Origin of the sequence: Microcoleus sp. LAD1_D3 (assembly GCF_036702135.1) — a bacterium.
Classification (GTDB): Bacteria; Cyanobacteriota; Cyanobacteriia; order Cyanobacteriales; family Microcoleaceae; genus Microcoleus.
In genome coordinates this window covers 140,973-166,947 of sequence record NZ_JAUBSB010000008.1, presented here as the reverse complement: position 1 = coordinate 166,947, position 25,975 = coordinate 140,973, and the positions used below count along the sequence as shown (strand labels likewise).

General features: G+C 46.1%; 27 protein-coding genes. 10 read left to right on the top strand and 17 right to left on the bottom strand.

Features of this window, described 5'->3' with window-relative positions; genetic code table 11:
• Positions 1–129: a hypothetical protein gene (locus tag QUA74_RS07395; RefSeq protein WP_333326569.1), complete on the top strand. Its 129-nt coding sequence runs from the start codon at positions 1–3 to the stop codon at positions 127–129.
• On the opposite strand, the gene QUA74_RS07390 is transcribed toward QUA74_RS07395, so the two are convergent.
• Positions 118–1,332 (bottom strand): FAD-dependent oxidoreductase, encoded by a 1,215-nt coding sequence (locus QUA74_RS07390; RefSeq protein WP_333326567.1) that lies wholly within the window; start codon positions 1,330–1,332, stop codon positions 118–120. The two genes, QUA74_RS07395 and QUA74_RS07390, sit on opposite strands and share 12 nt — an antisense overlap.
• A gap of 60 nt (positions 1,333–1,392) precedes the next feature.
• On the opposite strand from QUA74_RS07390, the gene QUA74_RS07385 reads away from it, so the two are divergent.
• Positions 1,393–1,554 (top strand): hypothetical protein, encoded by a 162-nt coding sequence (locus QUA74_RS07385; RefSeq protein ID WP_333326565.1) that lies wholly within the window; start codon positions 1,393–1,395, stop codon positions 1,552–1,554.
• A 175-nt stretch (positions 1,555–1,729) separates the two neighbouring features.
• Here the strand turns inward: QUA74_RS07385 and QUA74_RS07380 are convergent, their stop codons facing one another.
• Together QUA74_RS07380 and QUA74_RS07375 are read right to left on the bottom strand one after the other, a co-directional pair.
• Positions 1,730–3,262: an NAD(P)/FAD-dependent oxidoreductase gene (locus QUA74_RS07380; protein ID WP_333326563.1), complete on the bottom strand. Its 1,533-nt coding sequence runs from the start codon at positions 3,260–3,262 to the stop codon at positions 1,730–1,732.
• A 280-nt stretch (positions 3,263–3,542) separates the two neighbouring features.
• The gene (locus tag QUA74_RS07375; RefSeq protein WP_333326561.1) at positions 3,543–4,028 is read right to left on the bottom strand and encodes a CRR6 family NdhI maturation factor; all 486 of its coding nucleotides are present in this window, start codon (positions 4,026–4,028) and stop codon (positions 3,543–3,545) included.
• Positions 4,029–4,264: 236 nt separating this feature from the next.
• Here QUA74_RS07375 and QUA74_RS07370 point away from each other — a divergent pair, with 236 nt between their 5' ends.
• Entirely contained in the window at positions 4,265–4,615 is a 351-nt protein-coding gene (locus tag QUA74_RS07370; RefSeq protein ID WP_333326559.1) for a DUF6984 family protein, read from the top strand.
• 128 nt (positions 4,616–4,743) lie between these two features.
• On the opposite strand, the gene QUA74_RS07365 is transcribed toward QUA74_RS07370, so the two are convergent.
• From QUA74_RS07365 to QUA74_RS07330, 8 genes are all read right to left on the bottom strand, one after another.
• Positions 4,744–5,277 carry a helix-turn-helix transcriptional regulator gene (locus QUA74_RS07365; protein WP_333326557.1) on the bottom strand — a complete coding sequence of 178 codons (534 nt, stop codon included), beginning with the start codon at positions 5,275–5,277 and terminating at the stop codon, positions 4,744–4,746.
• On the bottom strand, positions 5,274–5,720 hold the full coding sequence (locus tag QUA74_RS07360) for a DUF6932 family protein (protein ID WP_445251641.1): 447 nt from the start codon (positions 5,718–5,720) through the stop codon (positions 5,274–5,276). Before QUA74_RS07360 ends, QUA74_RS07365 begins: the two co-directional genes overlap by 4 nt.
• A gap of 131 nt (positions 5,721–5,851) precedes the next feature.
• On the bottom strand, positions 5,852–7,774 hold the full coding sequence (locus QUA74_RS07355) for a DUF3685 domain-containing protein (RefSeq protein WP_333326553.1): 1,923 nt from the start codon (positions 7,772–7,774) through the stop codon (positions 5,852–5,854).
• A 47-nt stretch (positions 7,775–7,821) separates the two neighbouring features.
• On the bottom strand, positions 7,822–10,041 hold the full coding sequence (locus tag QUA74_RS07350; protein ID WP_333326551.1) for a hypothetical protein: 2,220 nt from the start codon (positions 10,039–10,041) through the stop codon (positions 7,822–7,824).
• A gap of 719 nt (positions 10,042–10,760) precedes the next feature.
• Entirely contained in the window at positions 10,761–11,225 is a 465-nt protein-coding gene (locus QUA74_RS07345) for a Fur family transcriptional regulator (protein ID WP_333326549.1), read from the bottom strand.
• Positions 11,226–11,453: 228 nt separating this feature from the next.
• Positions 11,454–12,530 carry an Hpt domain-containing protein gene (locus QUA74_RS07340; RefSeq protein ID WP_333326547.1) on the bottom strand — a complete coding sequence of 359 codons (1,077 nt, stop codon included), beginning with the start codon at positions 12,528–12,530 and terminating at the stop codon, positions 11,454–11,456.
• Positions 12,531–12,612: 82 nt separating this feature from the next.
• On the bottom strand, positions 12,613–12,867 hold the full coding sequence (locus QUA74_RS07335; protein WP_333326545.1) for a hypothetical protein: 255 nt from the start codon (positions 12,865–12,867) through the stop codon (positions 12,613–12,615).
• Entirely contained in the window at positions 12,831–12,977 is a 147-nt protein-coding gene (locus QUA74_RS07330; RefSeq protein ID WP_333326543.1) for a hypothetical protein, read from the bottom strand. The genes QUA74_RS07335 and QUA74_RS07330 overlap by 37 nt, the downstream gene beginning before the upstream one ends.
• Before the next feature lie 70 nt (positions 12,978–13,047).
• Between QUA74_RS07330 and QUA74_RS29820 the strand changes: the two genes are divergently transcribed.
• Positions 13,048–13,446 carry a DUF1345 domain-containing protein gene (locus QUA74_RS29820; protein WP_445302128.1) on the top strand — a complete coding sequence of 133 codons (399 nt, stop codon included), beginning with the start codon at positions 13,048–13,050 and terminating at the stop codon, positions 13,444–13,446.
• 242 nt (positions 13,447–13,688) lie between these two features.
• On the opposite strand, the gene QUA74_RS07325 is transcribed toward QUA74_RS29820, so the two are convergent.
• Both QUA74_RS07325 and QUA74_RS07320 read right to left on the bottom strand, forming a co-directional pair.
• On the bottom strand, positions 13,689–15,770 hold the full coding sequence (locus QUA74_RS07325) for a hypothetical protein (protein ID WP_333326541.1): 2,082 nt from the start codon (positions 15,768–15,770) through the stop codon (positions 13,689–13,691).
• 259 nt (positions 15,771–16,029) lie between these two features.
• Positions 16,030–16,161, bottom strand: coding sequence for a hypothetical protein (locus tag QUA74_RS07320; RefSeq protein ID WP_333326539.1), 132 nt, complete (start codon positions 16,159–16,161; stop codon positions 16,030–16,032).
• A gap of 63 nt (positions 16,162–16,224) precedes the next feature.
• On the opposite strand from QUA74_RS07320, the gene QUA74_RS07315 reads away from it, so the two are divergent.
• The 4 genes from QUA74_RS07315 (at position 16,225) to QUA74_RS07300 (ending at position 18,501) form a co-directional block, all read left to right on the top strand.
• A complete protein-coding gene (locus QUA74_RS07315; RefSeq protein WP_333326537.1) occupies positions 16,225–16,485 on the top strand; it encodes a sulfiredoxin in 261 nt (86 codons plus the stop codon).
• A gap of 97 nt (positions 16,486–16,582) precedes the next feature.
• Positions 16,583–17,134 carry a DNA starvation/stationary phase protection protein Dps gene (gene dps / locus QUA74_RS07310; protein ID WP_333326535.1) on the top strand — a complete coding sequence of 184 codons (552 nt, stop codon included), beginning with the start codon at positions 16,583–16,585 and terminating at the stop codon, positions 17,132–17,134.
• A 96-nt stretch (positions 17,135–17,230) separates the two neighbouring features.
• Positions 17,231–17,935 carry a helix-turn-helix domain-containing protein gene (locus QUA74_RS07305; protein ID WP_333326533.1) on the top strand — a complete coding sequence of 235 codons (705 nt, stop codon included), beginning with the start codon at positions 17,231–17,233 and terminating at the stop codon, positions 17,933–17,935.
• Positions 17,936–18,174: 239 nt separating this feature from the next.
• Positions 18,175–18,501 (top strand): STAS domain-containing protein, encoded by a 327-nt coding sequence (locus QUA74_RS07300; RefSeq protein WP_333047161.1) that lies wholly within the window; start codon positions 18,175–18,177, stop codon positions 18,499–18,501.
• Between the two features lie 56 nt (positions 18,502–18,557).
• Here QUA74_RS07300 and QUA74_RS07295 read toward each other — a convergent pair whose 3' ends face one another.
• Positions 18,558–19,694, bottom strand: coding sequence for a SpoIIE family protein phosphatase (locus tag QUA74_RS07295; protein WP_333060566.1), 1,137 nt, complete (start codon positions 19,692–19,694; stop codon positions 18,558–18,560).
• Positions 19,695–20,120: 426 nt separating this feature from the next.
• Here QUA74_RS07295 and QUA74_RS07290 point away from each other — a divergent pair, with 426 nt between their 5' ends.
• On the top strand, positions 20,121–20,591 hold the full coding sequence (locus QUA74_RS07290) for an anti-sigma regulatory factor (protein ID WP_333326531.1): 471 nt from the start codon (positions 20,121–20,123) through the stop codon (positions 20,589–20,591).
• A gap of 50 nt (positions 20,592–20,641) precedes the next feature.
• On the opposite strand, the gene QUA74_RS07285 is transcribed toward QUA74_RS07290, so the two are convergent.
• The 3 genes from QUA74_RS07285 to QUA74_RS07275 all read right to left on the bottom strand — a co-directional run bounded on the left by QUA74_RS07285 (position 20,642) and on the right by QUA74_RS07275 (position 22,926).
• Positions 20,642–21,409: a DUF1350 family protein gene (locus QUA74_RS07285; RefSeq protein ID WP_333326529.1), complete on the bottom strand. Its 768-nt coding sequence runs from the start codon at positions 21,407–21,409 to the stop codon at positions 20,642–20,644.
• A 233-nt stretch (positions 21,410–21,642) separates the two neighbouring features.
• Positions 21,643–21,873: a hypothetical protein gene (locus tag QUA74_RS07280; protein ID WP_333326527.1), complete on the bottom strand. Its 231-nt coding sequence runs from the start codon at positions 21,871–21,873 to the stop codon at positions 21,643–21,645.
• A gap of 12 nt (positions 21,874–21,885) precedes the next feature.
• Positions 21,886–22,926 carry a glycosyltransferase family 2 protein gene (locus QUA74_RS07275; RefSeq protein WP_333326525.1) on the bottom strand — a complete coding sequence of 347 codons (1,041 nt, stop codon included), beginning with the start codon at positions 22,924–22,926 and terminating at the stop codon, positions 21,886–21,888.
• A gap of 1,083 nt (positions 22,927–24,009) precedes the next feature.
• Between QUA74_RS07275 and ggt the strand changes: the two genes are divergently transcribed.
• Complete coding sequence (gene ggt, locus QUA74_RS07270; RefSeq protein WP_333326523.1) at positions 24,010–25,737, top strand: gamma-glutamyltransferase; 1,728 nt, start codon at positions 24,010–24,012, stop codon at positions 25,735–25,737.
• Positions 25,738–25,975: the final 238 nt, after the last annotated feature.

Here is a 25,975-nt window from a genome sequence, read left to right as displayed (position 1 = left end):
GTGGACGACTCTGGCATTGGTTTAACTTTGGATGCAGACATCATTACTTTTGTCAGAGTGCTGCACCGGCAAAAAATTTACCGATATTTGCGAGAGTTTGTAGCATCACAATTGAGCTCACCCGATTAATTTCGCGACTCCCAAAGCAGAGGTAATAGCTCCTTCGTGCAAACCATTCCCCAAATAAGCTCCCGCATGATAAGTGTTGTTCTCCCCATTAGTCTCGATAACTTCATCTCGATATCGAAAACACTCGACAGTGTACAGTGGCGTGTGATGTTTCTGAATGTGAATAATTTGCTTTTTGTCGATCGACTCCTGCAGTTGAAAAGCTAAACTGTACTCTCGCGCCGATGAGATGCCGCAAAGCTGATTCAAGCTAGCATTATATCCCCATCCCTTCTCCGTCTCGAAAAAATCAAATTCTGATAACTTACGGATACCGTAGCGATCGTACATCGATGTATCCGAATGCAGTACAGTGGTGCCATAATTGGCTTTCCACGCCGAAAACCGCTTCGTTTCCGCCTCCGTCGGATCAGACAATAGCCTCATAACTTGATCTGGTGGCATCGCAAAAACCACCTTATCAAATTCCTGGATTTCCCCATCAGAAAGCACAATTTTTACAGCATCCGCACTTCTAAAAATATTGGAAATCTCCACCTTTAGCCGTATATCGCCCGTAAATCGCTCCAAAATCTTTTCAATGTAAGAATACACCCCACCTTTAATCCTCACCCAGTTGACCGAGGCATATTCGCGCAAAACAGGCATCGCTAATTCGGCCGGAAAATTGTCGAGCAATTCAAACGGTATCGAGTAGCTGTACATCGTCAGCAACTTCAGCCAATAATTGCGGACGCACGAGCTTTTCAAAGACTCAGAAAGTGGCACATCGTAGAAATCGTGCTGTTTAGCAAACCGCATTTTTAAAATAAATCCAGCCGAACGAGCGTAGAGACTATCAAGTCGCAAATACTCGATCATGCGTTGGATTCCGGTGAAATTCTTTCGGATAGATACCGCAGACAAAAAGTGGGTGCCATCTTTAAGAAACAGCGCTGAACCAATCTGCACGGGTTCTAATTCAACGCCGAGTTCCTGCATGAAAGCCACGAAATTGTAAAACACAGTCGGAAATTCCAGTACCCCATTTTCTAATATTTCATTGCAGTCAGATTGATTGGGTACAACATTTTTATTCAGCGTCCGAATGTGTCCGCCTAAAATCGGCTGCTTTTCCAATACGGTGACGTGATGTCCCTGTTTATCGAGCCAGTAGGCTGCTGCCATACCGCTCGCTCCGCCCCCAACGATTGCAATTCTCATAGTTCACTCCTAGATTGATAGAAGGAAGTTCGGCAACGGATTCTGTAACGGATTTAACGGATGTCAGGAAGAAGGAAGTTCGGCAACGAGCAATGTACGGGATGTAACGGATGTAACGGATGTCGGGAAGATGGAAGATGGAAGATGGAAGAAGAAGAAATTCTCGTTCCCAGGTTCTACCTGGAAACGCATTTGAGTCTGGCTGTGCCTCGTCATTTTTAAGAGGAGGCACAGCCTCCAGAAATTCATTTCTTGGCAGAGCCAAGGAACGAGATAAACGAGATAACTAGAGCAGAAACGAGAGATTTTTAAGAGGAGGCAGAGCAAGAGTGAAATTCCTTCCTTGGCTCTGCCAAGAAACGAGAGAAACAGGAAAATAACCAATTGCCAATTTTCCTTAGCCTAAAATCGCATCGCCGGATAAACGTTGATAAAGCAGCGCCCCCGTCCAAAATGTCGGCGCAAAGCCTGGATAGCCCGAAGAGGCGTTGCAGAAATAGAAATTGTTGAGGGATGTTTCGTGATTTAGTCGATCGACTCCCATGTTGCGCGGCGTCAGGCTGGAACCGTAGGAATTACCGTTAGGACACCAACAGAAGCGCTCGTTAGTCGTCGGACTTCCGGTAATATGAAACACCATGTGTTTGCGGAAATTCGGAACATAGTGTGTTTCAACCACATCTAAAATCGAGTCCAGAATCTCTTGCTTCTTCTGTCTGTAAGCTTTGCGATCTGTCTCCCAAAGCTGTTTAAAATAGCTGTAATTAGCCACAGTCAGAAATTCGACTATTTGACAATCTTCTGGACAATCCCGCCGCGCTTCCGTCAGTAAAGTTGGCGTTGTAATTGCAAAACTCGGACGAGAAAAATCATTTCGATCGTACATTTGAGCAAAGGCTTCATTCAGATCCAAATGTTCGGAATGAAACGTATTCCACTTGCCAAATCCATAGTCTCGGAGATCGATATCTTTGACAACACAGTACACCATGTAGTTAGAGGCAGAATACTCATAGTTGAGTTTCCGCCGCACTTTTTTAGAGAACAGTTCCTCTCCAATCATCTTGGCCGCTCTTTTCGGGTCAAGGTTGCAAATCACCGTGTCGCCCGTGAATTCATGGGTTTGATGGCTGGTCAAATCCATCGCTTCAACTCCAGTTACTGTTCTGTTTGTCACCCTAAAATTAGTGACTTCATGGTTTAATAGAACTTTCCCCCCGTTGGATTCAATGACTTTAACTAAAGAATTGATGACATATTCAAAATGCTGCGTCGGGTAAAATGCACCTTCTTGATAGCCTCTAAACAAGGCAATCCAAGCATAGAAAGAAAGCTGATTTGGAGGCAGCAAAAAGTCCGGCCATTGCAGGGCTAATAGGGTTTGGGCGGCTTGCGGGAGTTGGAACTTGTCGAAAACGTCCTGAAGTGTACTATTGAGATGTTGGACGGCACAGAATACGTCACCGAAATTTTTGAGCAATTCAATTGATTTGACGGGAGGAGCGAGTTTTCTGAGTCCTTCGCCGGTTTTCTCGACTTCGTTGACGAATTGGCGAATTCTCTCGCCCGCTTCGGGAAACAGCGCCGACAATCTGCGGATCAGTTCCTCTGGTTCCGAGGGAATATCCAGTGCATACCCAGGCATCCTCATGTGGTCGTAGCCATTCGGATCGTAGCGTTCAAAGGTGACATCTTGATCGAGACCGAGTTTTTTGAGAACTCGATTGACTGTATGTCCTTCGCCACAGTCCCAAACGTAGTGGAATTGGGCATTAAAGGTGTATTTTTTGGCCATCGTAAAGGTGTGACCAAAGCCTCCGGGGTGCTCGTGAGCTTCGAGGATGTGTACGGTTTTGCCGGAGTTTGCCATCAAAGCTCCGAAAACCAGTGCTGATAAACCACTGCCGACGATGAGGTAATCTGTTTTCATGGTAAATTTCCTCGATCGATTGAATCGGGCGATCGTTGTTTATTTAAAGTAACTCTCAATTCTGAGAAAATTGTGAAGAGGGCTTACCACGCTATTTGTGGGGTACGCACTGCACACCTTACGCCTTTTTGGGCTAGAAGCCCAACCCCTACTCCCCACAACAGTGTGAAGCATCTAAATTTAACAGTCAAGTTTCAGCGAATTCTTGTGGGGTGGGCGTCCCGCCCGCCCAAAAAATACAATTTAGGTGGGCTTACTTACAGCTTATTGGTGCGATAGCTTATTGGTGCGGCACAATTACATCAAAAAAAGCATCTTCCAAATCATAACCAAACATCTGCGACATCGCCATCAACTTCGATTTACTGGGAATTCCCTGCTGATTCAACCAATCAGTCAACACAAAAATTTTGTTCATCAAAAACATTTCCAAAGCTTCAGGATTGTACTGAATACCTTGGGTGCGGTGGAACTGGTGCGGTACCAACATCGCCGCATAGCGTGCCAATTCTCCCGCTTTCCAATCCAGCAAAAATGGCAGCCAAGGATAACAAGCATCCAAGCGAATAAACCACAGCCGCACTTCGGGAATTTCTGAAATTTCTCGCGGATCTAACTCTTCGCGCGGATACTCAATTTCAAATTGTAGCTGTTGTTCGTTTTGGGCGATCGCTCCTTCGGCCAGCCACTTTTCAATCACAGTCCGCACCGGAGACAAATCTAAACTGTTTATGCGATCGGCATTGATCGATATCATAATACTCATAAAATGTCAACTGATTTTATATTTTAGATTGCTTCCACCGATGGATGCGGGGGCAAGAGACCCAATTGCTTGATTGTCAACTGGATAGCATTTAGCGATCGTACCATCAGCCATTAACATTGTATAGCAGAATGAATAAGGAATAAGGCAAATGCAATAAAAGCAATTTTTTTAGCTTTTACCTATGATAATAAGGGTTCTCTCAAAGGTCGTCTTACACCACCACAATAATAAAAATGCGCCTACTAAAATCCGGTGAATCAGCATTGATTAAAGCTATACTTATGACCAACTATAAACTTGCTGAAGTAAGAGTACCAACACTAAACACGGCGCTTGTTGAGGACATGGACGATGGTGAGATGGGTAGCCTCCGCTTCAAATCCTGCGCTGCTGATTCAGGCAGAAGGCTTGGCAGAACAGCCGCTGAAGCTGAATTTTTAGATGAGGATGGAGTTCCTGTATCTCTGGAATTGAATTTAGATGAGCATAGTCAACTTTTTGAGCTTGATGTTTGGAAATTTGATTATTCTCCTGTGTCTAGATTGCCAGACCTGGGACAAGTTGTGATTAAAGGAAGAATCTAATAAAGGCGATCGCACTTTCGATGGTGTTGCAAATTTTTGAGATTCTTCGCTTCATTCAGAATGACATAATATAGGTTTTTAAGGCTTCCAGGAATAAATTAGCGCTCGCCATCGCTAATAACTAATGACTATTTCTCGACTTGATGAGCCTTAATTTCTAACTTCTTTCGTTGTCGCTCCACAAACTCCGCTAGAGTTTTTTTCCTAATTTCTATTTCCTGAAAATCCACCACAAAACTAGCTGTTTTTAGTTCAACTGCTAAGGATTCAGTAATATCGATAATTTCCACCCAGCTAGCACATTGATAATCTGACTCTTCATATTGTTTAATTCGGTTTTCTTCAAGCCCCAACCTATCTGCAAGTTCCTTTTGACTGATTTTGGCAGCAATTCGAGCTTTAATTAAGACTCTTGGCAGCTCTAAAATCGATTCTACTTCAATTTTGAGGTTTTGGCTGCGATCGGACCCTACCAATCTTTCATACTCAGCTATTTCTGGATAGAAAGCATCCAGGTGACTTTGGATCGATTCACGCATCACTGACCACCAAGGATCGTTCTTTTTTACCTCTTCATCTTGTGCGTCATATTGGGCTAGCGTATATTCACATCTTTTCAGTAACTCTTGCGTGTATTCATATTGATTTTCATTTCTAATCATGGCGACCACCTGACTAAATCTATAGCAATAATTCCTTTTGGATTTCGCTCTCTGTCCCGCTGAAATAGTTCATAGGAAATTAGATCGTAACTACCGACTGGTTGGTCGGATGGAAATATTTCACCGCGAGAAAAAGCTTTTTGAGCAGCTCGGTTTGCATAATTTCTCAGTCGAGGAGCCTGAGTTTTCAGATAATTCCTATCTACCTCCTCTCTATCCCAACAAGCATCAAAGTTTTGAGGAGCTACTTTGCTAGTAACAAAGCTACCATTGATGTAAATTGTCCTGCATCCGGCAGCTTTTAGTTGCTCCATTGCCATTTGCAATCCATCTATCATGTGAATGCGACGCGGTGTTGTTCCAAATCGCTCTTTGAACTCTTCCCATTCTGCCCAATGCACCCTTGGTGGCAAGTTACCATGCTCATCAAATTCTGGAGTGATACCCTCACGCCTTTACACCTTAACATAATTTCATTGTCAGTTTTGAATGATTGTGGATTTCCTCAGCATACGTTAATCCTTGGGGTAAATAACCAGGATTTAGTATTATACCTAGAATATGCTGTAACTAATTACCCATTTTTCCCAAACTTGCTATCTTGCAAAGAATTACCAATCCCCTGGATAACTCCCCGCCCGATCAAACCAATTCCCCGCCCTATTACCTGAGTCAAAACGTAAACAACAGCAGCACCCAATAGCGAAATAACCGCGCGAACTCTAGGTGCGATCGCATCCCTGGTTTCCAGAACCAAAGTCAAGGCTAACTGCCACCCCGAAAGCTGTGCTAACTCCAGATTTCTCGGAGCATAAATAGAAATTTTCTTAATTCCAGAATCACCCAAAACAAACAGCCAAAACCTGCTTTCAAAAATAGCTTTCGGCTCCACAAAATATCTATCCCAGCTATATCTCCACGACAAATCATTGCGAAATCTCTCAATTTCTCGCGTCGAAATCAACTTACCATCGTAAAAAATTTGCTTGATTTCTTCAATATTTGCCAAATTATTTAGTAGAGGCTGTACCACTCCGCTAGCAACTTGAATTGCCAAATTTTCCAACAAAGCTTCAGATCGCTGCATTGCTTCCGGGCTGCCAGCAACACAAGAAATATTGTCAACTGTTAGAGGAATTTCAAATAGCAAATGTGCAAAAAACTCAACTGTCATCGGTATTTTGTCAAGGATTTCTGCTGCAACTACATCAGCATCGGCCAGCAGCATCGGCACAACTTCTACGCCACTGCCTGCCAAGAGATAAGCAGGGCTCCCCCCTTGACTTTCTCCCAGTTTCAAGCTTGTTTGACTGCCATCAAAACTCGGCTTTTCTTCCGTTTGCAGTGTATAGTATCTGCCAAAAAAATCTATGATTGTCGCCTGCCACAAATCCCGTAAAATAGCAGGCATTTTTTGCGACAATTGAGTTTCCTGCACTTGCGAAAAGCGCAATTCCTCCAGCAAATCCTTGAACTTCCGCAGGATGGAACTCATCAATTCAAGCTTTTTGGGCGATCGCAAAATATCGATTTCCAAAGGCAACCCAGTCAAATTCACCAAATCAAACTGCAATTTAGCCACCACCGAGTCAAACAAGCTATTTTGCCAATTAGTTGCCACGGCCAAAGATTCAGCCAAAACTTGGGAATTTGCTAATTGCGATTGAGAATTATTTAACAAATTCTCGCCTTCTATCCTCTGCTTTATGCCTTCTGCCTTCTGCCTTCTGCCTTCTGCCTTCTCCCCTTTTCCTTCAAATAATAACTGACTGACAATCCAACGAGCTGCCAGCAATTCTCTGCGGCGCCCGCTGAGTACCACCCCATCTAAAATAGAGGGCAAATCTGTAGGCTCTGCGGCTCTGATCTCTTGCAAATCAGCTTGGACTACCGCCAAAGTTGCATCTATTTCCCGTAATCCAGAACGACAAAAATAAGCCAGCATTTTTTTGTGTACTGGCGTATCAACTGTCGAATTATCTGCATTTTTATCTGCAATTGCTGCGTAGTTTTCTACTGTTTGAACCACCGCTGCATTTAGTTCTATTTCCGAGTTAGCTCCCGTATCCGTCGCCCAATAAGTGAGACCAGAGGCCACAGCGCGAATAGCTTCGATTGTCAGAGAAATATCTCTACCTTTAGGACAATAGCCATTCGCGCCCGTCGCCTGTGACTCCGCCAACAGCTCCGCTGTCAGCGGCCCGCCTAGCAGCAACAGGGGCAGGTTGGGATACAAACTTTTGAGTTTGCGACAAAATGCCAGCGCCTCTGTTTGACCCGATCGCAAATTTAGGGTCTCAACAGCCAAAATTACCAAATCAGCGGGCTTCTTGGCTGCTCCAGAGTCGATCGAGCGAGCTTCTAGAACCCGCAAAGCCTCGGTTGCGGTTGAAACCTCTGCAACAACTTGCAAGTCTGGATACTGCTCGCAAGCAACTCGCAGCCCCAGGCGGAAAATGGGGTCGCCCTCGATCGTCAGCACTTGGAAATTACTCACTTGATTTTAGATTTGAGATTTTAGAGACCGAGCGCGCGAAAACCCAATTACTCCGGGAGCAAATTAGCATCAGGAGGCCCAGCCGATTCAGGAATCGAGGGCGGCGCCGGTTCCGGAGCCGGAGCCGGAGGAGCAGGTTCCGGAGCCGGAGCCGGGGCCTCTTCTCTCGCGGGCGGATAGTAAGGTTCCGGCTCCCTCGCGGGCGGATTGTAAGGTTCCGGTTCCGGCTCTCTAGCAGGCGGATAGTAAGGTTCCGGCTCTCTAGCAGGCGGATAGTAAGGTTCGGGAGCCGGGGCCTCTTGTCTAGCAGGCGGATAGTAAGGCTCTGGCTCTGGCGCGTACTCCTCCTGTCGCGGAGCTGGCGCGTACTCCTCCTGTCGCGGAGCTGGCGCGTACTCCTCCTGTCGCGGAGCTGGCGCGTACTCGCGAGCGGGTTCCGGCGCGTACTCGCGAGCGGGTTCCGGCGGCGGCGCACTGTTGGCTCTGAGTTCAGCACTCCAGCGCCCGATCGCACCTGCAGCCTCTGAATACAGCGCCCTACCGTAACCGATTTGGGAAGCCGTATCGATCGCCGCTCCTAGACTGCCTTGAGATGCCAATTCCGCAGCTCGATCGAGAATCGGTCGATCTTGAGCAACTTGCAGTTCGCTCACCCACTGATAGACATTATCCTGAGCTTTCGCGTACAAAGTCCTACCGCTCTTAATTGCCGAAGCTTTTTCAATAGCAGCACTAAGTTTTCCTTGCTTCGCCAGGGCGATAGCTTCATCCAAAAAAGGCTGATCTTGAATAACTTCTATGCGTTTCGTCCACTGAGCCAAGAGAGTTTGCGCCTCTATCCTGCGGGGGCGGTTTTGAGCGATCAGGAGTAGCTGAGCCATGCCGCCCTTGAGTCCTTCAACCGTTTGCGCTTGGGCCAACTGCTTCGCCAGAGTCAGAAAAGATTGGTCTTCGATCCGCTGAATTTCCCGACGCCAAGCAGCCACTAAAGTTTGAGCGTGAACCCGCCGTGGCTGCTTAATTCCGATGGTTTGCGCTTGCTCGATCGCGAGTCCAAACGTCCCTATCTGACCGACACTAGCGATCGTACTCGCCACTTGCAGTCGCAGCAAATCTTGAAACTGCACCTGCAAATTTTCAATTTGAACTTGAGCTTGCTTGTAAAGAGGGCGACCCGGAGCAATTTGGCTAGCAGCCCCCTGCCCTTCCAGCAAGCTAAAAATGTGTTGCGGCAGCGGTGTGGATATCGACTGGTTCCACGTCACTGCCTGAGCCCTACCCAACTGCATCAAATCTTGAGCTTCCGCAAACAGCGGCGAATCCTGCGGCACCACAGAAGCAGCCTCGATCGCCCCCGGCAGGTCTTTCGCCCCCAACCGCTTAGTAGCCATTGCCAGCAAAGTCCGACTCCAGCCCTCAATTTCCTTTTCCGCTTTAGCGCGGGCAAAAAGCTGCGAGTCTATTTTACGAGCCAGGACTATCGCCTCAGCGAACTTTTGCGGAGTTCCGTCCTGCGCCAAATCTCTAGCCTCTTGCAAGCGCTGCCAGCCGTTTCTTTCCAAAGAAATCTGCTGGATCAGCTCGTTGTACCGTTTCTGACTCCAGAAAACATTTTCCAGCTTGAACAGAGCTTGAGCATAATCCCAAGCCTTCCTTAAATCCTCACTTTTCAAAGCTGCTAGGGCTGTATCGTAGAGTTTTTGGCCCTCCTGCCAATTTTTTTCCCAAGCAGTAACAGCCTCCTGTACCTCTGGGTAAGACGGACTGGTTTTCGGAATTTTCGCCACAATCTCCAGAGCACCCTTCAAATCGCCCCTCTCAATTTTTTCCCTGGCAAATCCCAGAATGGCTTTCGACCATTCCCCTATCAAATGTTGACCCTGCGAGTATAGCGGATGTTCTTTCGGCCAAGCCTGCACCAGTGCCATTGCCGATTCTAGCTGTTCTAGCTTGCCCGACTTAGCAGCTTGTTGAGCGCAGTAAAGTCGCTCTCCATCCGCCGCCAGAGGCGACAGTTGCTGGCAATTGGGCGGCGGCGGCATCGTCAGTAACCACAGAAATGCAGCGGCACCGGTTACTCCAAATCCCACCAGGAGACTCAGCCAGATAAGCTGCCACTGCCAAAAAGTTCTTTTCCCCTCGGTCGGCCCGGCCGTTACTAAGGAACTCGCATCGCCTGTCGCCTCTGCACTGAACTGTGCCGTCGGTTTGAGGGATGGGTTGTATTGCGGTGGTGTGTGGAATTGGTCAGATTGTCGTCTCGCCATTACTTCAGCCTGTCCTGTAATGCGCACTCTTCACGTGACACTCCCACATCAAATCATAGATTGTGATGTCGGCTTCTGACTCCGGTTAAGGAGATCGAGAACTTCCTTCAAGGTACTCGCCATCTTTCCCTCTACGGCGTTTTATAGTGAGGTTCGTGTCCAGCCCCACTGGTTGCTTCCGAGTATTTTAGGCTCTCGAAGCACGTAAATCATACCAGTTATCACACAGTTATTGACAGATACCGGGGCCGTTTAGCAGAAAAAACAGTATAACGCCCCGTCAGTCTATCAATTTTAGATTTTAGATTTTAGAATTGACTCTGCACATGAATTGTGGGAGGGATTCAACTAAGCTCTCATATTAAATCCGGGTCAGAAATTCCCTTATCAGACTCAGCGGTTGAAACCAATCCTACACAAACTTTCCTCGACTCCAAGCCGATTAAAAAATAAAGGGGGTATTAAAGCCAGATTTGGTCTACACTTTTACCTGTAGGGGTAGGATTGATTTTTTCGGTTTAATCGTAAATTTTATTCCCGATCGCCAAACTTGCCATCGAGTTTCATTGTTCAGTTTTCATTTTTTTTTACTGTGCCCAATTCCGGCGGGCGACGGTCAAAAACCTGATCGAGCGCTGCTAAATACTTAAATCATTTTATTCGACCCACTGGCCGAGCAAAAATAACGGCTTTGGTTCCAATAGCCGCTGCTTTATCGGTTACGAAGCCTTGGGCGTATCGCTGACACTCGATGCTTCCGTGGCGGACTCGGCAGATCGATATCCGTAGAAATCTATCCGGTAGTCTACAATTCTGACACCAGTTTGCTGTTGAATTTGCTCGATCAAGTCGATCGGCAATTCCACATGAACGTCGAGAATCTGAGCCGTATCAAGACAGTTGACGTGAGAGTGAGAGTCGCTGACATTGCCGTACAAGCGTCCCTCTGAGCGTTCTATGCACTCAATAATCCCTTCTCTCGACAAAGCTTCTAGATTTTGATAAACCGAAGTATGACCGATCGAATGCGCTTGTTGGTTGAGGCGATCATAAATTTCGCGAGCCGAGAGGTGTTCTTTTGCCTCCCACAAAAGTTCTAGAATAAATCGACGCTGGCGGCTCAAGCGCATTCCCATCGCCTGACAGCGGTTTAAAGCATCTTCTAATGAACGAATTGGTTTCACAGCTACCGCCTTATAAAGCCTGCTCGATTTTTAATTCTGGTACAATATTGCACGCCTACATATCCACTCATTCTAACGCAGGGTTGCCCAACAGTAGAAGGTAGAGCGCAAAAATCTCGAATGAGTGAATTTTTTCGAGTTGCTGCTCAACGAGCGGCTGCCAGCACCCCCAGAAAATTATCCGCTTCAAAAATATTGCTTTGACTCTATCTTCTACTGCAACAAGTGCTAGTTCGAGGATTTGATGGCTTGAACCAGTAACTTGGCGATTTCGGAGAGTTGCTTTTTGTTGAAAGTTTTGAGCAAAAGCTTGACTACCGCCTTCGGTTCGCCCGGAAGTGCGACTTGCTTCGACGACGCGGGTGCTGGGGCTGCTGGGGCGGCTGGGGCTGCTGCTGGGGCTGCTGCTGGTTTTGGGCTTGCTGCCAAAAGTAGCAAATTTTTACTCGGAGCGATCGTCTTGACTTTCCCCACTTGTACTAAATCGCCAGCTTCCTTGAGTTCTTTGATAATCAGCGGAGCTAAGACTTTATAAGAGTTTTTGGGATTAACGATCGCTGCTCTAGCTGTTTTTACTAAATTTTGCCAAGTCTCAATTTTACCTCCCAACTTATAGAGGCGAACGCACACAGCCGTCAACTCAGAGCGACTAGCAGCCGATTCTTTCTGCTTGAACACCTGCAACATTTCTTTGAGTAAAGTCATCACTTCAACAGCAAAATTCGCCGGCACAGCGCCCGCTGTTGGAGCGGCGGGGGTACCAGACCCAGCAGCCTGCACTTTGCCCGACGCCAATTTATTGAGGTGAGTTTCCAGTTGAGCAAAAACAGGCATCACCTGCTGCACGAGTTTTTCTCCCTCTTCATTCCTCAAGCCGAAAGGCCCCTCCAGTCGCCCCAGCAAGTCCTTAAGCGTATCAACTCCCTTTAAAAATAGGGATTCTGCCGTTTGGTCAACCTGCTTGACGGGCCCGTCCTTGAGCACCTTAAAACAATCTTCCAAGCGGTGAGCGGTTGTTTTAATACTATCTAAGCCGAGCATAGCCGCCCCTCCTTTCACGGAATGGGCGGCTCGAAACATCTCTTGGACGCTTTCGGGGTCTTTCATCGTGGACTTTAAATCCACTAAACCATTTTCTAGAGTATCGAGGTGCTCCTTAGCCTCCTCTATAAACAAACGCATTATTCGGTCTTGCTGATCTGACACGACAGTCCTCCTAACAATCTCAGCACCCTCCAGAAAGCACCCTCTTCGCGGGAGAAAGCGCGACTCCTGACTAAAGTCGGAAGCTCCCATGCAAAACATTCTAGCCTGCCTCAGCTAGCAGACTCAAAATACTCGTGTCGGGGCAATCTTAGCCCTAAAACTGGTGCGGTGGAGATTGAGCCTAGAGTTCTGAGGGAGTATCTGGAGCGATTTCAATGCCCATTCCTTGTTTCATCATCTGCTGAGCCGTAATCAAGTCGCTTAACTCCTTGACTTCGACGCCGATGTCTTGGCAAGCCTGTTTCAGTTCCCGCTCGAAGGTGTTGAGGTCGCCTCCGTAGCCGCAAAGCTTCGCGGCTGTGGCGATTCCTTGTTGGGCGTTGGCTTTGGCGCAGTCGATCAATTCAATGCCTTTGAGGGGTTGGGAGGATGCCATAATGTCAAACCGCAATTTATCTTTTCTCCCACTGTACCTAGAACGTTGATGTCGATCGATCTATCGAAAGGCATGAAAAATCCTGCCTGTGCTGCGTGTTGCCAATTCATAGTTACTTTTTGGGATTGCCTGCGAAGATAGCAGTAGTTGGGATTTTCTAACCCTTACTGTGGCTAACCTATGTTGGGTCTTGGATGCAGGTACACACTAGACTCCAATTGCAAGCATTCGCTCTCCTATCTTGAAATTGTCCGCGTTGCATCTGCGGTTTCCCGATCGATCAAAGATTTATGCAATAAGTCTACTATCTTCACCATGCAGTATGCCTGCAGCTACTACCGAAAGCGGAGCAAACTGCACGGCAGCTACTTCCAGCCGCGGGGTTGGGATTTTCCGGGCGACGACGAACCTCACTACAAAGATTTTTTATATTTCTCCTTTGAAATTCGCATGACTTTCCGGCGTTGCAGATGTGCAGATCACTCCTCGTTCGACGAGGTATATCGTGCTTTTTCACTGTGTTGTCGTTCTTTTTTAACACCGCTATTTTGGGTAGGAGTGTCATTATTGCGGGATTGACTTGAGATGGTTCTGTAGCAGATGCTGCGATTTTTTGTTAATGGGCGATCGAGCTTGTTTTAGGGCGATCGCTGCTTATTGTCGGAATTCCAGAGTTAGACGAAAGAAATTATGGCTAATCACCAAATTTTGCATAACTCAATAGAAAATGTTAGTGTTCAGGATCTAGTTAGGGCGAGGTTAGAGATCAAAATAAGCTAAAAACAGCTTGGTGTAATACTCTGAGGATACCTATGAAAGCCCTACAGATTCTCTGTAAATCTAAAGTTATCTACTAACTGCTCAAGAAACCTCTCATGACTAAAAGCATACGACTCTTGAACTAGAGATTTGTTCTTCAGTTTAATTCTTTGCTCACTTCTGCTCAGAGAATTGAAATAGCACTTATGAAGAGAATCTTCTTGAATATAACCCAATAAATCTTCTGCCTTTAATTCGTTTTCCTTCCATAGTTTAATTTTGATAATGCTCTTCTTACCTGCATCTTTGTTAGAAATATTATATGAATTAAGTAGAATTTCTCCGTTACAAATGATGTTACAAAGCTCCTGGATTGGTCTGACGCTATGCCCTTTTTCACGTAAACCTGAAAACATTCGATTTCCCGTGACAATACATGAACATAATTGGGATGGCAAATGAGGCTGTGTTTTAATCTTCGTTGCTAAATAGGTTCTGAAAGGTTCTTGCTGCCATAAATCTTGGAAGTGAGTCAATTGATCTGCGGCTTTCTGAATGTAATCATAAGTGGTTCTCAATTCAAATAGATTACAAGGATGCAAGGAGTTTTTGCATTCAAATACAAATAGGCAGTTATCTACAACAGCTAAGACATCTACCTCGCCTTTAACGCCTTTAAAAGAATATTTTAAGTTGGTTTCAAATATTGATGATACTGGCTTTAAGCATCTCTCCATCTCCAGAACAATTGGATCTTCAACTGATTCTGAATCAAATCTAAAATTAGTGGATTGAAGAACGTTTCTACACAGATCCGAGTTAGTTAAAATTCCCAGAGGTAAAAGTATCCAATCTTCAATATTAATAAATGGGTACGTTTGTAAATCAAATATCTTCTTGCTTTCTAATCTCCAAGTAAATAACTCCAAAATTTCTTTTGCCTTTTGTTTTCCCAAAAAACCTGCCAATAAATCTTTGAGTTGATTGGCTTGTAAAACAGGCATAGATCGCCAAAATAACTTAGACTTAAAGAGATTTTTAGAGTCTATATACTCCGTAAGAACCAATAACATAAATGCAAATAACCGTTGTACTTTAATGATGTCGAATAATGATAAGCTTTGGGAAACTGGGATTTTATTTACTTTTTTTAAGTCAATAAATAAATTATTTTCAAGTTGTTTGAGAATCATCTCCTCTTCCAAAAAAAGACTGTTAGTGTCCAAAAACTTACTTAAAGCTTGAGGGTGAAATTTCATGACAATTCGTTTTAAAGGACTGTCTATAATCTCAAATGTAGAGTCTTTAAAATTTTGATAATACGTCTTTGAAAATTCCGATATAGAGGGGTATTTTTCTGTTATTTCTGATAATTCTGACAAAGACTCAAACGAGTTAGCAATCTCTTGCATTGATTGTCTTATGTAGCCGAGACAAAGGCTCATCCCAAACTTTGGGTCAGGTGCTTTTATAATAATTTTTGCATCAATTTGTGTAACTGTATAACCAAAACTATCTACAAGCACTTCAGACTCTTTAAAAAAAATTAATTTGTTAAAATCCTCTAATTTGGTAACGTAATATTCATCGTTTAAGCGTTTTTCATTGACTTTATTAATATTTGATTTATCTATAACCTTTTTGTCATGGCTATGATAAAGATATAAAGAAAAGGCTGAAGCTAGCTCTTCCTTACATACAGAGTAGCGATTAACGTGGTCTTGTTGAAGACCATCAAGTGGCCAGAACAATGAATCAACTGCTTGAAGATCATAAAGTGGCCAGAACAATGAATCAACTGCAACTAGGTAACTTTTTATCTCAAGATAATCAACCTCTTTAAGTAAAACCTTAAATAAGGTTTGAATATTTCTTGAGATAGAAAGAAGCGATTTTATAGATTCAAAGTAAACTTGGCTATCCTGGCTGATGTTTATTTTCCCAGTTTCATTTATCAAAGAATTAAGTATCTGAGATTGGAAATCATAGTTTGAGCATCGAAGTACACCACATTTTCGTAGTTGATCTACAAAATCCGCCTCACTTTGTTGTAATCCCGCTCGAAACAAGTCTAAAGCTAGCTTTTGATCTCTGTCTGAGATGGCTTGCTTTAAATTCTGTGCAATTTGCTTTATAATTTTCATTAATTAAATGGTATGGTTGGAGCTACGAAGCTATCATTAATAGTCTTCTAGTGGACTTCAAAAAATGCTGAAAGATTCCTCAAGGCATACCATTACATGGCAATGAAATCCGCTGTCTAAAAAAACGCTAAAACCGCCTTTTCAGCGGTTATTTTTCAGCGGTTATGATGCGGCAGTCGTAACGACTACCCCTAGGCTTTGCCTAATAAAGTTATAACTTTAGGGCATTCAAACGTCAAGACACGGACAATGAATTGAGCTACCCAGGTGATGGGAAGGCATTTTTAATGCTGATTTTCCCACCCAAAGCCGATCGCCCTCCATCCCCCGACACTACAGCAAACGGGCGATCGCACGCCCCCATTCTCCCAATCTCAAAATTTCCTGACATTTTTCTTGCCAAGTCGAAGTCATTACGAGTATGATTTAACAAGAAGCAAAAAAGAGAGCCCCCATGAGGATAGAAGAAATTCCTCTCAACCAGATTCGCCGCCCCCTGCCGCGAGTCAACGACCAAAGCAAAGTCGCCGCCCTCATGGAATCCATCCGCGAGGTAGGTTTAAACGAACCCATCGATGTGCTAGAAGTAGATGGTCAGTATTACGGATTTTCCGGTTGCCACCGCTACGAAGCTTGCCAGCGTCTCGGTTTAGAAACTATCCGCTGTAATGTACGCCGAGCTCCCCGTGCGGTGTTGCAGATGCACTTAGCCTGAGCCTCTCAAGAGAAATTCACCACGCAGGCAAACATTCGATCGCCCAAAGCTTTCTAAGAAGTTCGATCGACAATCACTAATAACAAGCTAAAAACCTATGACTACCAACAACCACAAACAACATCTTTACCCCAGCCGCATCGATATGTCAGCCGCCACCCGCTCTCAAGTAGTGGGGCTGCTAAACGCCACGCTGGCAACGACTCTGGACTTAAAAACTCAAGTCAAGCAAGCTCACTGGAACGTTAAAGGCATGGACTTCTACCAGTTGCACTTGCTGTTTGACGAAATGGCAACAGAACTCGAAGAATACATCGATTTGGTTGCCGAACGGGTCACAGCTTTGGGCGGTTTCGCTGTAGGAACAGCCCGCACAGCCGCCGCAGATTCGATCCTGCCAGAGTTTCCTTTCGACATTTTAGATGGGAAAGAATACGTGACGGCTTTGGCCGATCGCTACGCGCCCTACGCCCAACACCTGCGAGTCGCCATCGACAAAGCAGGCGAACTCGGCGACGCCGACACTGCTGACTTGTATACCGAAATCTCGCGGACAATTGACAAGCGTTTGTGGTTCCTAGAAGCGCATTTACAAGGATCTGCGACAACTGCCACAGCCGCAGCCCCGGAAAAAGTAGGCGTCAGATAGCCATTTCTCTTGTGAGGTGGCCCGACAAGCTCGCCAAAGGCAAGATGCCCGTGCCACAAAACTATTGTGGGGTGGACCGAAAAGCCCGCCCCAAAAATGTATTTCGTTAAGGCTCCTGACAGTTTACGATCGAGAATATGTCCATTTATTAATTTGGATGAATTTTTCGTGGCAGCTAATATTCCAGATTATGCTCCTCAACTGCAACGCCTGATGCGACAGGCGGGGCTTTCGAGCGATCGAGAACTCAGCCAAAAAGCAGGAGTTCCCGAACTTCACCTAAGTCGCCTGCGTCGCGGCTTAGCTTTGCAAACCCGAGTCCACATCCTGCTCAAAATCAGTCAAGCTTTGCAAATTTCCTTAAACGAACTGCTCGCAACCTTGGCGCCCGACTCTGTAGAGTTAGAACAGGCATCACCGACAGCCGTAGAACAAGAATATCAGCGCCTGCAAGCTTCGATCGAACAGCAGCGAGAATCTTTGATGCAGGAATTCCAGCTCTCTAGCGTGCAAATTTTAGAATCCTGGATGTTGCAGTGGCCGACTGCTGCGAGCAAAGCTCAGGAAAATCACCAGTTGCGGGCCCAGAAACTGTTGCCGTTGCTGCGACCAGTCGAGGAGTTATTGCAGCATTGGGGGATAGAGTCGATCGCCCCAGTCGGAGTCCAGATTCCCTACAACCCCCAACAGCACCAGCTCATGGAAGGAACAGCCGATCCCGGAGAACCCGTCAAAGTCCGCTACACAGGCTACAGACAAGGCGACAAACTCCTCTACCGCGCCAAAGTTAGCCCTGTTTGATTAATAGCAGAAGGCATTCGGCAGAACAAAGATTGTCCCCCTTTCAAAATTCATTCTCGGCGAAGCGCTACGACTCTCATGAGCGTTACGATCCGCGACGAGCACCATCTTTTGCACTCAAAACTATTCTCCCGCTCTCAGGCTCTGGCACTTTCCCCCTCTGTTATTTGGATCGGAGTCCATCTCGCAGCTATACTAGCCTAGTCTGGCTAGAAATTCTGACATTCCCACCGCAAAATATGAGTCCTGTAGTTAAAATTATTCAGCCCTCTGGCATTTTAGACGGCACCAAGGCAAGTCAATTCCGCCAAGAGATTAGCGACCTAGTGGAAGCGGGAGCCGATGTGGTATTGATAGACTTCACTGATGTGACATTTATGGATAGTTCTGGTTTAGGCGCTTTAGTCTTGGCGCTCAAAACAGTCCGGGCCGCTGGGAGTCAATTAGTTGTCTGTTCTATCAACGAGCAAATCCGCATCTTATTTGAACTCACCAGCATGGATCGAGTTTTCGAGATATTTCAGACCCGCGATGCTTTTAATAGCAAAATTCCCTCAACTAACTAAATCTTGGGGATGCTGCCTTCTTGCTATTTGGTCGCAGATGCACTGCAAGAAGTCAGCTAGCCAAAGTTTACCTTGAGTAAAGACCAATCATCATCAAAAACTGCTTTAGCGTTCAACTTTTGAATGTAGTTCAAAACCAGCTCTAACTGGTCGGCACTTGCACCGTTGTAAGCTGCTAACAGGTCGATGAAAGGGTCAAGCCCCCAGATATTGCCGTCAGGTTGGTGGATCTCGTATACCCCGTCGCTAAAGATGTAGAGAGTGCTCAAATCCTCGACATCGCAGCAATTATCGACATAGGGGGCGTCGGGGAACATCCCGACCGGCATTCCGGGGGTTTTTAATCGCTGGATTTTAGCGGTGCTCGCAGGGGACTGGGAAATCAACACTGCCGGTGGATGGCCGGCGCTGGCATAAACTAGCTGGCGAGAAATGCGGTTGTAAACGCCATACCAGATGGTGAAATACTTGTCATTTTGATAGCTCATCTGGAAGGTGGTGTTCAGGGCGCGCAAAACGTCGCTGGGTTTGTAATAGTCTATGTTGGGGAGCGTGCGCGATCGCAGCAAATTCAGCACGGCCACCGAAGGCAGCGCCGCCCGCAAACCGTGACCGGCTACGTCGAGCAAGTAAATCGCCAAATAATCGGCATCTAGCCAGTTGTAGTCGAAGCAATCTCCCCCCAACTGGCGGGAGGGAATGAATTTTGCCTCAATACTAAAAGGTTCCGTCATCGGATCTGGCAGCAGCGATTGCACGTACTCTGCCGCCTCGGCTAACTCTGCTTCCAGACTTTGCTTGGCTATTTTCAAATCTCGGCTGAGTTGGTGCAGCCTCAATCCGGCGCGTACTCTTGCCTGTAATTCGTTGAGTTCGATCGGCTTTGAGATAAAATCGTCGGCACCGGCGTCGAGGCCTTTGACTCGATCGGCGATCGAACCCAAAGAAGTCAACAAAAAGAATTGTGTAGTTGACAGATCCGGATCTGCCTTGACTCGACGGCAGACATCGATGCCGGTCAAGCGCGGCATGATCCAATCGCAAATTATCAGGGCCGGACGCAATTTTTGCGCCTGGGCTACACCGTCTTCGCCATTGCTTGCTACTGTTACTTCGTAACCCTGTTTTTTCAGGGTTCTTCTCAGCAGTTCTTGAACAGCCGTATCATCGTCAATAACCAGAATTTGAAACATGGGCACTTAGGTACTACAAGTTTTTCAAGGTCTGGGGGTCATTTAAAATATATCCTGTCAGCGCCCTTGTCTGAGATTGAGTATAGTTTATTGGCATCGCTTTCGAGGTAATTGCTTTTGAGGGCGGGTCGTTGAGTTCAATTTACGTTAAAACTTGATGGAAATTTGGCGCGATCGAACTTCACTCAGTTTATACTCAGAATATAAATTTTTATAGACTTTTATTTGCCACAGGCGCTGGTTGACATGGAAGTATTATTTATGGTATAGTGACTAACCGATTAGTGGATTAGACATCGCTCGACGGCCCACCAAAGCTAGTATCCTCAAACTACCATTCAATTTTGCCGCCGTTGTATTGTGTCTAATTGTATTTTTTCTGATTGTATTTTGCCCACCGGCTGATGAAGAACTTCTGTGGTGAGCGTGATTGAATTAAAAGGTTCCGAAAAGTTGCCGATGCTAAAAAAAGCGGATCTTCAAGTCAATACAGGTCTGAACGGATTAAGCTGGGTTTTGTCGTGGTTTGCACAATTGTACGACTCGCGAATTCCTACAAGTGTGTGGATACGGTGTCAGTTAGCTTTGGCTGAGGGCTTTACGAATGCGGTGCGTCACGCCCACAAGGGCAAACCAGCGGATTTGCCTGTTGACATTCAGGTGGCGGTGTTCGCTGAATCTTTAGAGATTAAAATTTGGGACTCGGGCGATCCGTTTGATTTAGAGCAAAAAATCAAAGATATTTCGGAAAAAGTCGATATTCACTCTCCGGGCGGGCGGGGCCTAAAATTAATCAAAGACATCGCAGACAGTATTAGTTACGAGAGAACGGCTGATGGACGGAACTGTTTGTCGATGGTCAAAAATTATTCGCCCTGTCTTACTGCCGAACGATGAAGCTGATATTGGGTTGGCAACTGCCGGAGGCACTTTCTGGTTAATAGGCTTTAAACGCGGGACGTAGGATTAAGCCACAGCAGAATTGTCCGTTTTAATTCATTTAATTCGCGATACACTTCTTGTTTGACCCACTGCCCGATCGCATCGAAGGGTGTAAAAATTTGACCTACAGGCCAGCTAACATCTTGACCCAAGGGCGTTTGATGGTTGCCCGCTAGAGTCTGAACTGTAATCATGTCGGGAAATCGTGTTTTTAGCAGTTTGGTCAACAGCAGGGTTTGGTCGATGTTGTCGCCGTTAAATTTAACTAAAAGATTGCGCCGAATTTGATAGCTATCTTGGACGAGGCGATTAGTCTCTTGCGGGGACGGAGTAAACTCGACGTTAAAGACGGGGGAAATTTGCTCGACGATCGGGATTGCTTCGGATGCCGCATAATTGTTGAAAGAAATCAGAATATTGCCTGCCCTTTCTATGTCAAACACAGAACCGATCAGGAGGTGGAGTTTGCATCCCATGCTGTGTCCCATGCCGTAGATGGGGAGATAGGAAGATTTGAGCAATTTAGTGGCGCGCAGGCGATCGAGGGCATTTTCAAATTTGTTGAGGACATCGCGGGCGATCGCAATATGATCCAAAGTATTGACAAACGGCGTTGCTACTACAACATATCCTTGAGTCCCCAAAGCTTCTAACAGCCAGCGATAGGTGAGTTGCGGTGCTGTGGCCACAAATGCACCGCCGAGAAAATGTACGATCGCGATCGGTCTTGAAGGAATTAATACCCAGTTGCCAGAAATTTCTTGCCAGTCCATAACTTCAATCTAATAATAAATAAAAAGGCGATCGTCCTCTAAAGGTATAAGGAAGAATTTTTTCTAATTTTTTGCTTTTATTTCCTGCCTAAGAAAGGGGTTTGCTAGCCATTTTTTTATTCAAAAAACTTTGCTTTTTACTCATACATTGTTTAGTGTAACTCTTTTAGCAGCAAATAGCACTGCGGGCGATCGCTGCTATTTCCGCCCTGTATAGGGTTGAAGCTGGCGATCTAATAAATCAAGGCTGACATCCGATCGCGACTTTCAAAGATTTTGATATCGTGTCCCATCGCACGGCTGCAAGCCCCTGTAGTTGTGATTGGGGGTAATTGCTCCGACAGAATATTAACAGTCAAATACGGCTCAAAACCCGAATATCGCGTATTAACCAGTCTCAGGGCGATCGGCTTCGATTCGGCTTTATTGGCAGTACCTAATTTCTTGACTAAACCCGCATACAACTATAACATCCTTTAGGATAAACCCCCGATTTCAGACGATCGCTGGGGGTTTAATTCTGCCGAATGACCAATACCTTCTGCCGTTTGATGACTCAACTTTTCGTGAGTTTTCATCCATTTCCACTTGTCCACAGTAGCTTTAGGATTGAGCACTGTGGTAGCGATGCCGTAAACAATAGTAGGCAAAACCTCCCGATTTAACCAACTTTGTCCCAGCTTTCTCATGTAGTGCAGTGCCAAAACTTCTCGAAATTTGTTAAGCCTTTGCAAAAGTGGCAAATTCTTAAAACATAACTGTTCGTACTCCAGGAGTGATAACTCTTTTTCTCCCCGCAAGCGCCGCAATTGGTTTTCCTTGACACACTCTGAAGCTATGCGCTTCTTCAGCCAGTGCTTATCTGTGAGAGAGTTCCCTCTAATTCGATAATTTCCCAAAGGTTCTGTCGCCGCTAGCAAGCCATACTTTTGAGCAAGTTTGGTAAATAATTCTGTATCTTCTCCTACCTGCCAATCTTCTGCAAAGCCGCCTTCTTGGAGTAGAATAGAGCGCTCAACTACAACAGAAGACGGGAAAACCCAAGGGCTTTCGCCTGTCTCCTTAATCGCCTCCATTTCTGCTTTAGTTGTAGGATAGGTGGGAATGTAACTCAACTTGTTGCCGCGCTTGTCTAAATACCGCAAAGCGTGAGCCACAGCTTTGACTTCTGGATTGTCTGCGAGCATTTTCAGGCAAACTTCTAACTTATTGGGTTCCCAGGTATCGTCGCTGTCGATAAACGCTACATACTCGCCTGTGGCGCGATACATCATTAAATTTCTCGACTTAGAAACCCCGTAATTTTCGGGATTTCTGAAGTATTGAATTCTCGAATCTTGCTCGACAAGGTTAGCAGCAACTTTGTCAGTAGCGTCAGTAGAGCAGTCATCAACAATTAAAATTTCTAGATTTTTGTGGGTACCATTGAGTACGGAGGCAACTGTCTCGGCAAGAGTGTCGGCAGCATTGAATGCAGGAATGATTATACTGACTTTTTGGCTGTTCATAACTTGCATGAGGTGTGGTTTGGTAGTTGTTCACCGAAGTAGAGTCTGGAAGCACACACTCTGACTCCTTTACGTGTAAGTACCAGTATTCCCGAAACTTGCCTACATACTGCCAATATAACAGGCTTACCGACCTGAGTGTTATCTACCATAAGGAGGGGACAACCGTTAGCAGCCGGAGTGCAGACTATTATTTTGCGGGCCATTTTTCTGACACCAAGGCTTCTGGTGCAAGGGATTTAAGGTTTTGTCCGGGGGGAAAAGTTGTCATAAATTCGATCGCATATTTTTGCTTTAATAGGACTTACCCAGAAAAACCCTGCCTCATGCAAAATGATTGTTTTGATAACTATACAGCTACAAAAAAAACGGGTTTCTGACCGAAAGCATCCAGGATACAAGCCCCCGGATTCATGCGTGGGGTCAATGCTTCAATTCTTTAATCTAAAATCTAAAATCTAAAATCGATTGACTCAGTTCGATTCGGGTTAATCGCTGAGCATAAAATTGTTTTTCCTGCCCCATAACCGGGAGTGAGGAGTTTGATTCCTCACTACAAACCTAATTATAATTATTTAATCCAACTTGAGAGCAAGATTGGGTAAATCCTGTTTTATTGATTTACTCACCAGTCGAACAACTGCCCCAAAACTGCTATGCTAAGTCTGCTATCTGTTGCAGTACCATAGCAATTACCTAAAATAGTGATTGTTTGGCTGGGCATTGCTTAATCAGGCTCTGAAAAAAAATAAATTGAGAATTCCGAAGCTTTGTGAATACTGTTTATATGATGTGCATCTTTAGTTTTTCCTACAGTAAATCAGCAACGCCGTTTTTCTGCGTTCATCAGCTTTTTTGAAATCAGTATATTCTCAAAAAAGATGCTTTTTTCAACTTGTTTAATTATTAAATTGCCATAAGGTGTCCCTCTTTTCTATCTTCCTCTTGTACCGCGAGAGCCTCCCAGGGTCAAATTGTTTTCCCGTCTGCCATAACAGGTAATTTATTTGCGGTTGAACTCAGTACCGATAGGTTTTAGGGAAGATGCTCCTAAAAGTATACTATAAAAAATCCTCGCCTCACCCGTAAAAAATGTTGCCAAAGTTCTTGAGCAAAGTGCAAATTTATACTTGTTGCCTAACACTCTTGGTGTTGGGTGGCTGCCAGCAGCAGCTACAGCCAACCTTGCAGCAACAGCGCAGCAAACAAGGGATGGCAGTTTCAGCTCACCCTCTGGCGAGCGCTGCGGGGCTGGCCCTGCTGCAACAGGGAGGCAATGCAGTGGATGCGGCGGCTGCAACGGCTTTGGCGATTTCGGTGGTGGAGCCTTTTTCGGCGGGTATCGGCGGCGGGGGTTTTTTGCTGCTGCAGCGGGCGGAAACGGGGACTGTGCAAGCGCTGGATTTCCGGGAACGAGCTCCGAAACGGGCGGCGCGGGATATGTACCTCGACAAGCAAGGCAAGGTGCGCCAAAGGGCAAGTCTGGACGGGCATTTGGCGGCGGGTATTCCGGGCACTGTGGCTGGACTTTATACGGTGCACCGCGAGTACGGTAAGTTACCTTGGGCCCAGGTGGTGGCGCCGGCGATCGCCCTGGCTGAAAAAGGATTTCCGGTAAGTTCGCGGTTTACCACGGCTACCGGGCGACGACAGGATGTGATCAAAAAAAACCGGGCGGCGCGGGAGGTTTTTACTCGCGGTGGCATTTTATACCAGCCGGGTGAGCTTTTGGTGCAGCGGGATTTGGCGCGGACATTGCGGCAGATTGCACAAAATCCGCAGAGTTTTTATACCGGGGACATTGCGCGGGCGATCGCCGCCGACATGGCTAAAAACGGTGGCATTATCACTCTGGAAGATTTGAAAAACTATACGCCGATTTGGCGGAATCCAGTTTGTGGCAACTTTCGCACTTACGAAATTTGCGCCATGTCGCCTCCTTCTTCGGGCGGCGTTCATTTGTTGCAAATCTTGAATATTCTGGGAGATACGGATCTCAAGAGTTTGGGAAGGCAAAGTCCAGATACGCTACATTTACTGGCGGAGAGCATGAGGATTGCTTATGCTGACAGGGCCGAGTATTTGGGCGACCCGGGTTTTGTGACGGTACCGGTCAAAGCTCTGACTAGCACCAATTATGGCAAATTGAGACGATCGCAAATCCAAATGTCAAAAGCCAGACCCTCTAGCGAGGTAAAAGCCGTTGACGCTGAAACTTTGAGCCGCTTTGTGTGGGAGTCTCCCGAAACTACCCACCTAACAGTAGTTGACCAAGAGCGCAATGTAGTAAGCTTAACGTTTACCGTGAATGGTGGTTTTGGGGCTGGAGTCGTGGCCGCGGGTACGGGAATTTTGCTCAACAACGAGATGGATGATTTTGCAGCAGCGCCTGGAGTGCCGAATTTGTTTGGTTTGGTGGGCGGCGAGGCAAATTCGATCGCCCCGGGGAAGACTCCTTTATCCAGCATGACGCCGGTCATCGTGACAGAAAATGGTAAATTTCGCCTCGCAGCAGGAGCTCCCGGAGGCAGCACGATTATTACTACGGTGCTGCAAATAGTGCTGAATGTGTTGGTTTACGACATGAATGTCGGCGATGCTGTGTCTGCACCTCGGATACACCACCAGTGGCAACCGGATCGCCTGATGGTGGAACGGGGAGGTTTTGAGGCTGCGACGCTTTCGGAGTTGCGGTGGCGGGGACACCAGATTGTCGAAAGCGACGGCTGGGGCAATGCCAATGCGATCGTCCTGACTGCGGATGGTTGGTTGGAAGGGGCAGCCGATCGGCGCGGGGAAGGAGAAGCAAGGGGGTTTTAGTTAACAGTCAGTCGATTAGAGATTTGAGATTTTAGACGGGGGTGAGACTTCGGCGACTCAACGATTTTAGATTTACTCCACAGATGAATCTGCGAGGTTGAACTAGGGTCAAAAATTTTGATATCTCTACGACAGGAATCTGGGGCTTGTATAGGTTTTTTGGGCGAGGTCAGGAGTCATTAGTCATTAGTCATTAGCCATTTTGGATATCGCAAACGGTATTACAACCTGGTTTCTT

Bases quoted from the DNA above. Each gene is read 5' to 3' on its own strand.
- QUA74_RS07390 (WP_333326567.1), bottom strand. From the start codon at position 1,332: ATGAGAATTGCAATCGTTGGGGGCGGAGCGAGCGGTATGGCAGCAGCC.
- QUA74_RS07385 (WP_333326565.1), top strand. From the start codon at position 1,393: ATGTCAGGAAGAAGGAAGTTCGGCAACGAGCAATGTACGGGATGTAAC.
- QUA74_RS07380 (WP_333326563.1), bottom strand. From the start codon at position 3,262: ATGAAAACAGATTACCTCATCGTCGGCAGTGGTTTATCAGCACTGGTT.
- QUA74_RS07375 (WP_333326561.1), bottom strand. From the start codon at position 4,028: ATGAGTATTATGATATCGATCAATGCCGATCGCATAAACAGTTTAGAT.
- QUA74_RS07370 (WP_333326559.1), top strand. From the start codon at position 4,265: ATGCGCCTACTAAAATCCGGTGAATCAGCATTGATTAAAGCTATACTT.
- QUA74_RS07365 (WP_333326557.1), bottom strand. From the start codon at position 5,277: ATGATTAGAAATGAAAATCAATATGAATACACGCAAGAGTTACTGAAA.
- QUA74_RS07350 (WP_333326551.1), bottom strand. From the start codon at position 10,041: ATGGCGAGACGACAATCTGACCAATTCCACACACCACCGCAATACAAC.
- QUA74_RS07340 (WP_333326547.1), bottom strand. From the start codon at position 12,530: ATGTTTTGCATGGGAGCTTCCGACTTTAGTCAGGAGTCGCGCTTTCTC.
- QUA74_RS07335 (WP_333326545.1), bottom strand. From the start codon at position 12,867: ATGGCATCCTCCCAACCCCTCAAAGGCATTGAATTGATCGACTGCGCC.
- QUA74_RS07330 (WP_333326543.1), bottom strand. From the start codon at position 12,977: ATGAATTGGCAACACGCAGCACAGGCAGGATTTTTCATGCCTTTCGAT.
- QUA74_RS29820 (WP_445302128.1), top strand. From the start codon at position 13,048: ATGTTGGGTCTTGGATGCAGGTACACACTAGACTCCAATTGCAAGCAT.
- QUA74_RS07325 (WP_333326541.1), bottom strand. From the start codon at position 15,770: ATGAAAATTATAAAGCAAATTGCACAGAATTTAAAGCAAGCCATCTCA.
- QUA74_RS07320 (WP_333326539.1), bottom strand. From the start codon at position 16,161: ATGTCAGGAAATTTTGAGATTGGGAGAATGGGGGCGTGCGATCGCCCG.
- QUA74_RS07315 (WP_333326537.1), top strand. From the start codon at position 16,225: ATGAGGATAGAAGAAATTCCTCTCAACCAGATTCGCCGCCCCCTGCCG.
- dps (WP_333326535.1), top strand. From the start codon at position 16,583: ATGACTACCAACAACCACAAACAACATCTTTACCCCAGCCGCATCGAT.
- QUA74_RS07305 (WP_333326533.1), top strand. From the start codon at position 17,231: ATGTATTTCGTTAAGGCTCCTGACAGTTTACGATCGAGAATATGTCCA.
- QUA74_RS07300 (WP_333047161.1), top strand. From the start codon at position 18,175: ATGAGTCCTGTAGTTAAAATTATTCAGCCCTCTGGCATTTTAGACGGC.
- QUA74_RS07295 (WP_333060566.1), bottom strand. From the start codon at position 19,694: ATGTTTCAAATTCTGGTTATTGACGATGATACGGCTGTTCAAGAACTG.
- QUA74_RS07285 (WP_333326529.1), bottom strand. From the start codon at position 21,409: ATGGACTGGCAAGAAATTTCTGGCAACTGGGTATTAATTCCTTCAAGA.
- QUA74_RS07275 (WP_333326525.1), bottom strand. From the start codon at position 22,926: ATGCAAGTTATGAACAGCCAAAAAGTCAGTATAATCATTCCTGCATTC.
- ggt (WP_333326523.1), top strand. From the start codon at position 24,010: ATGTTGCCAAAGTTCTTGAGCAAAGTGCAAATTTATACTTGTTGCCTA.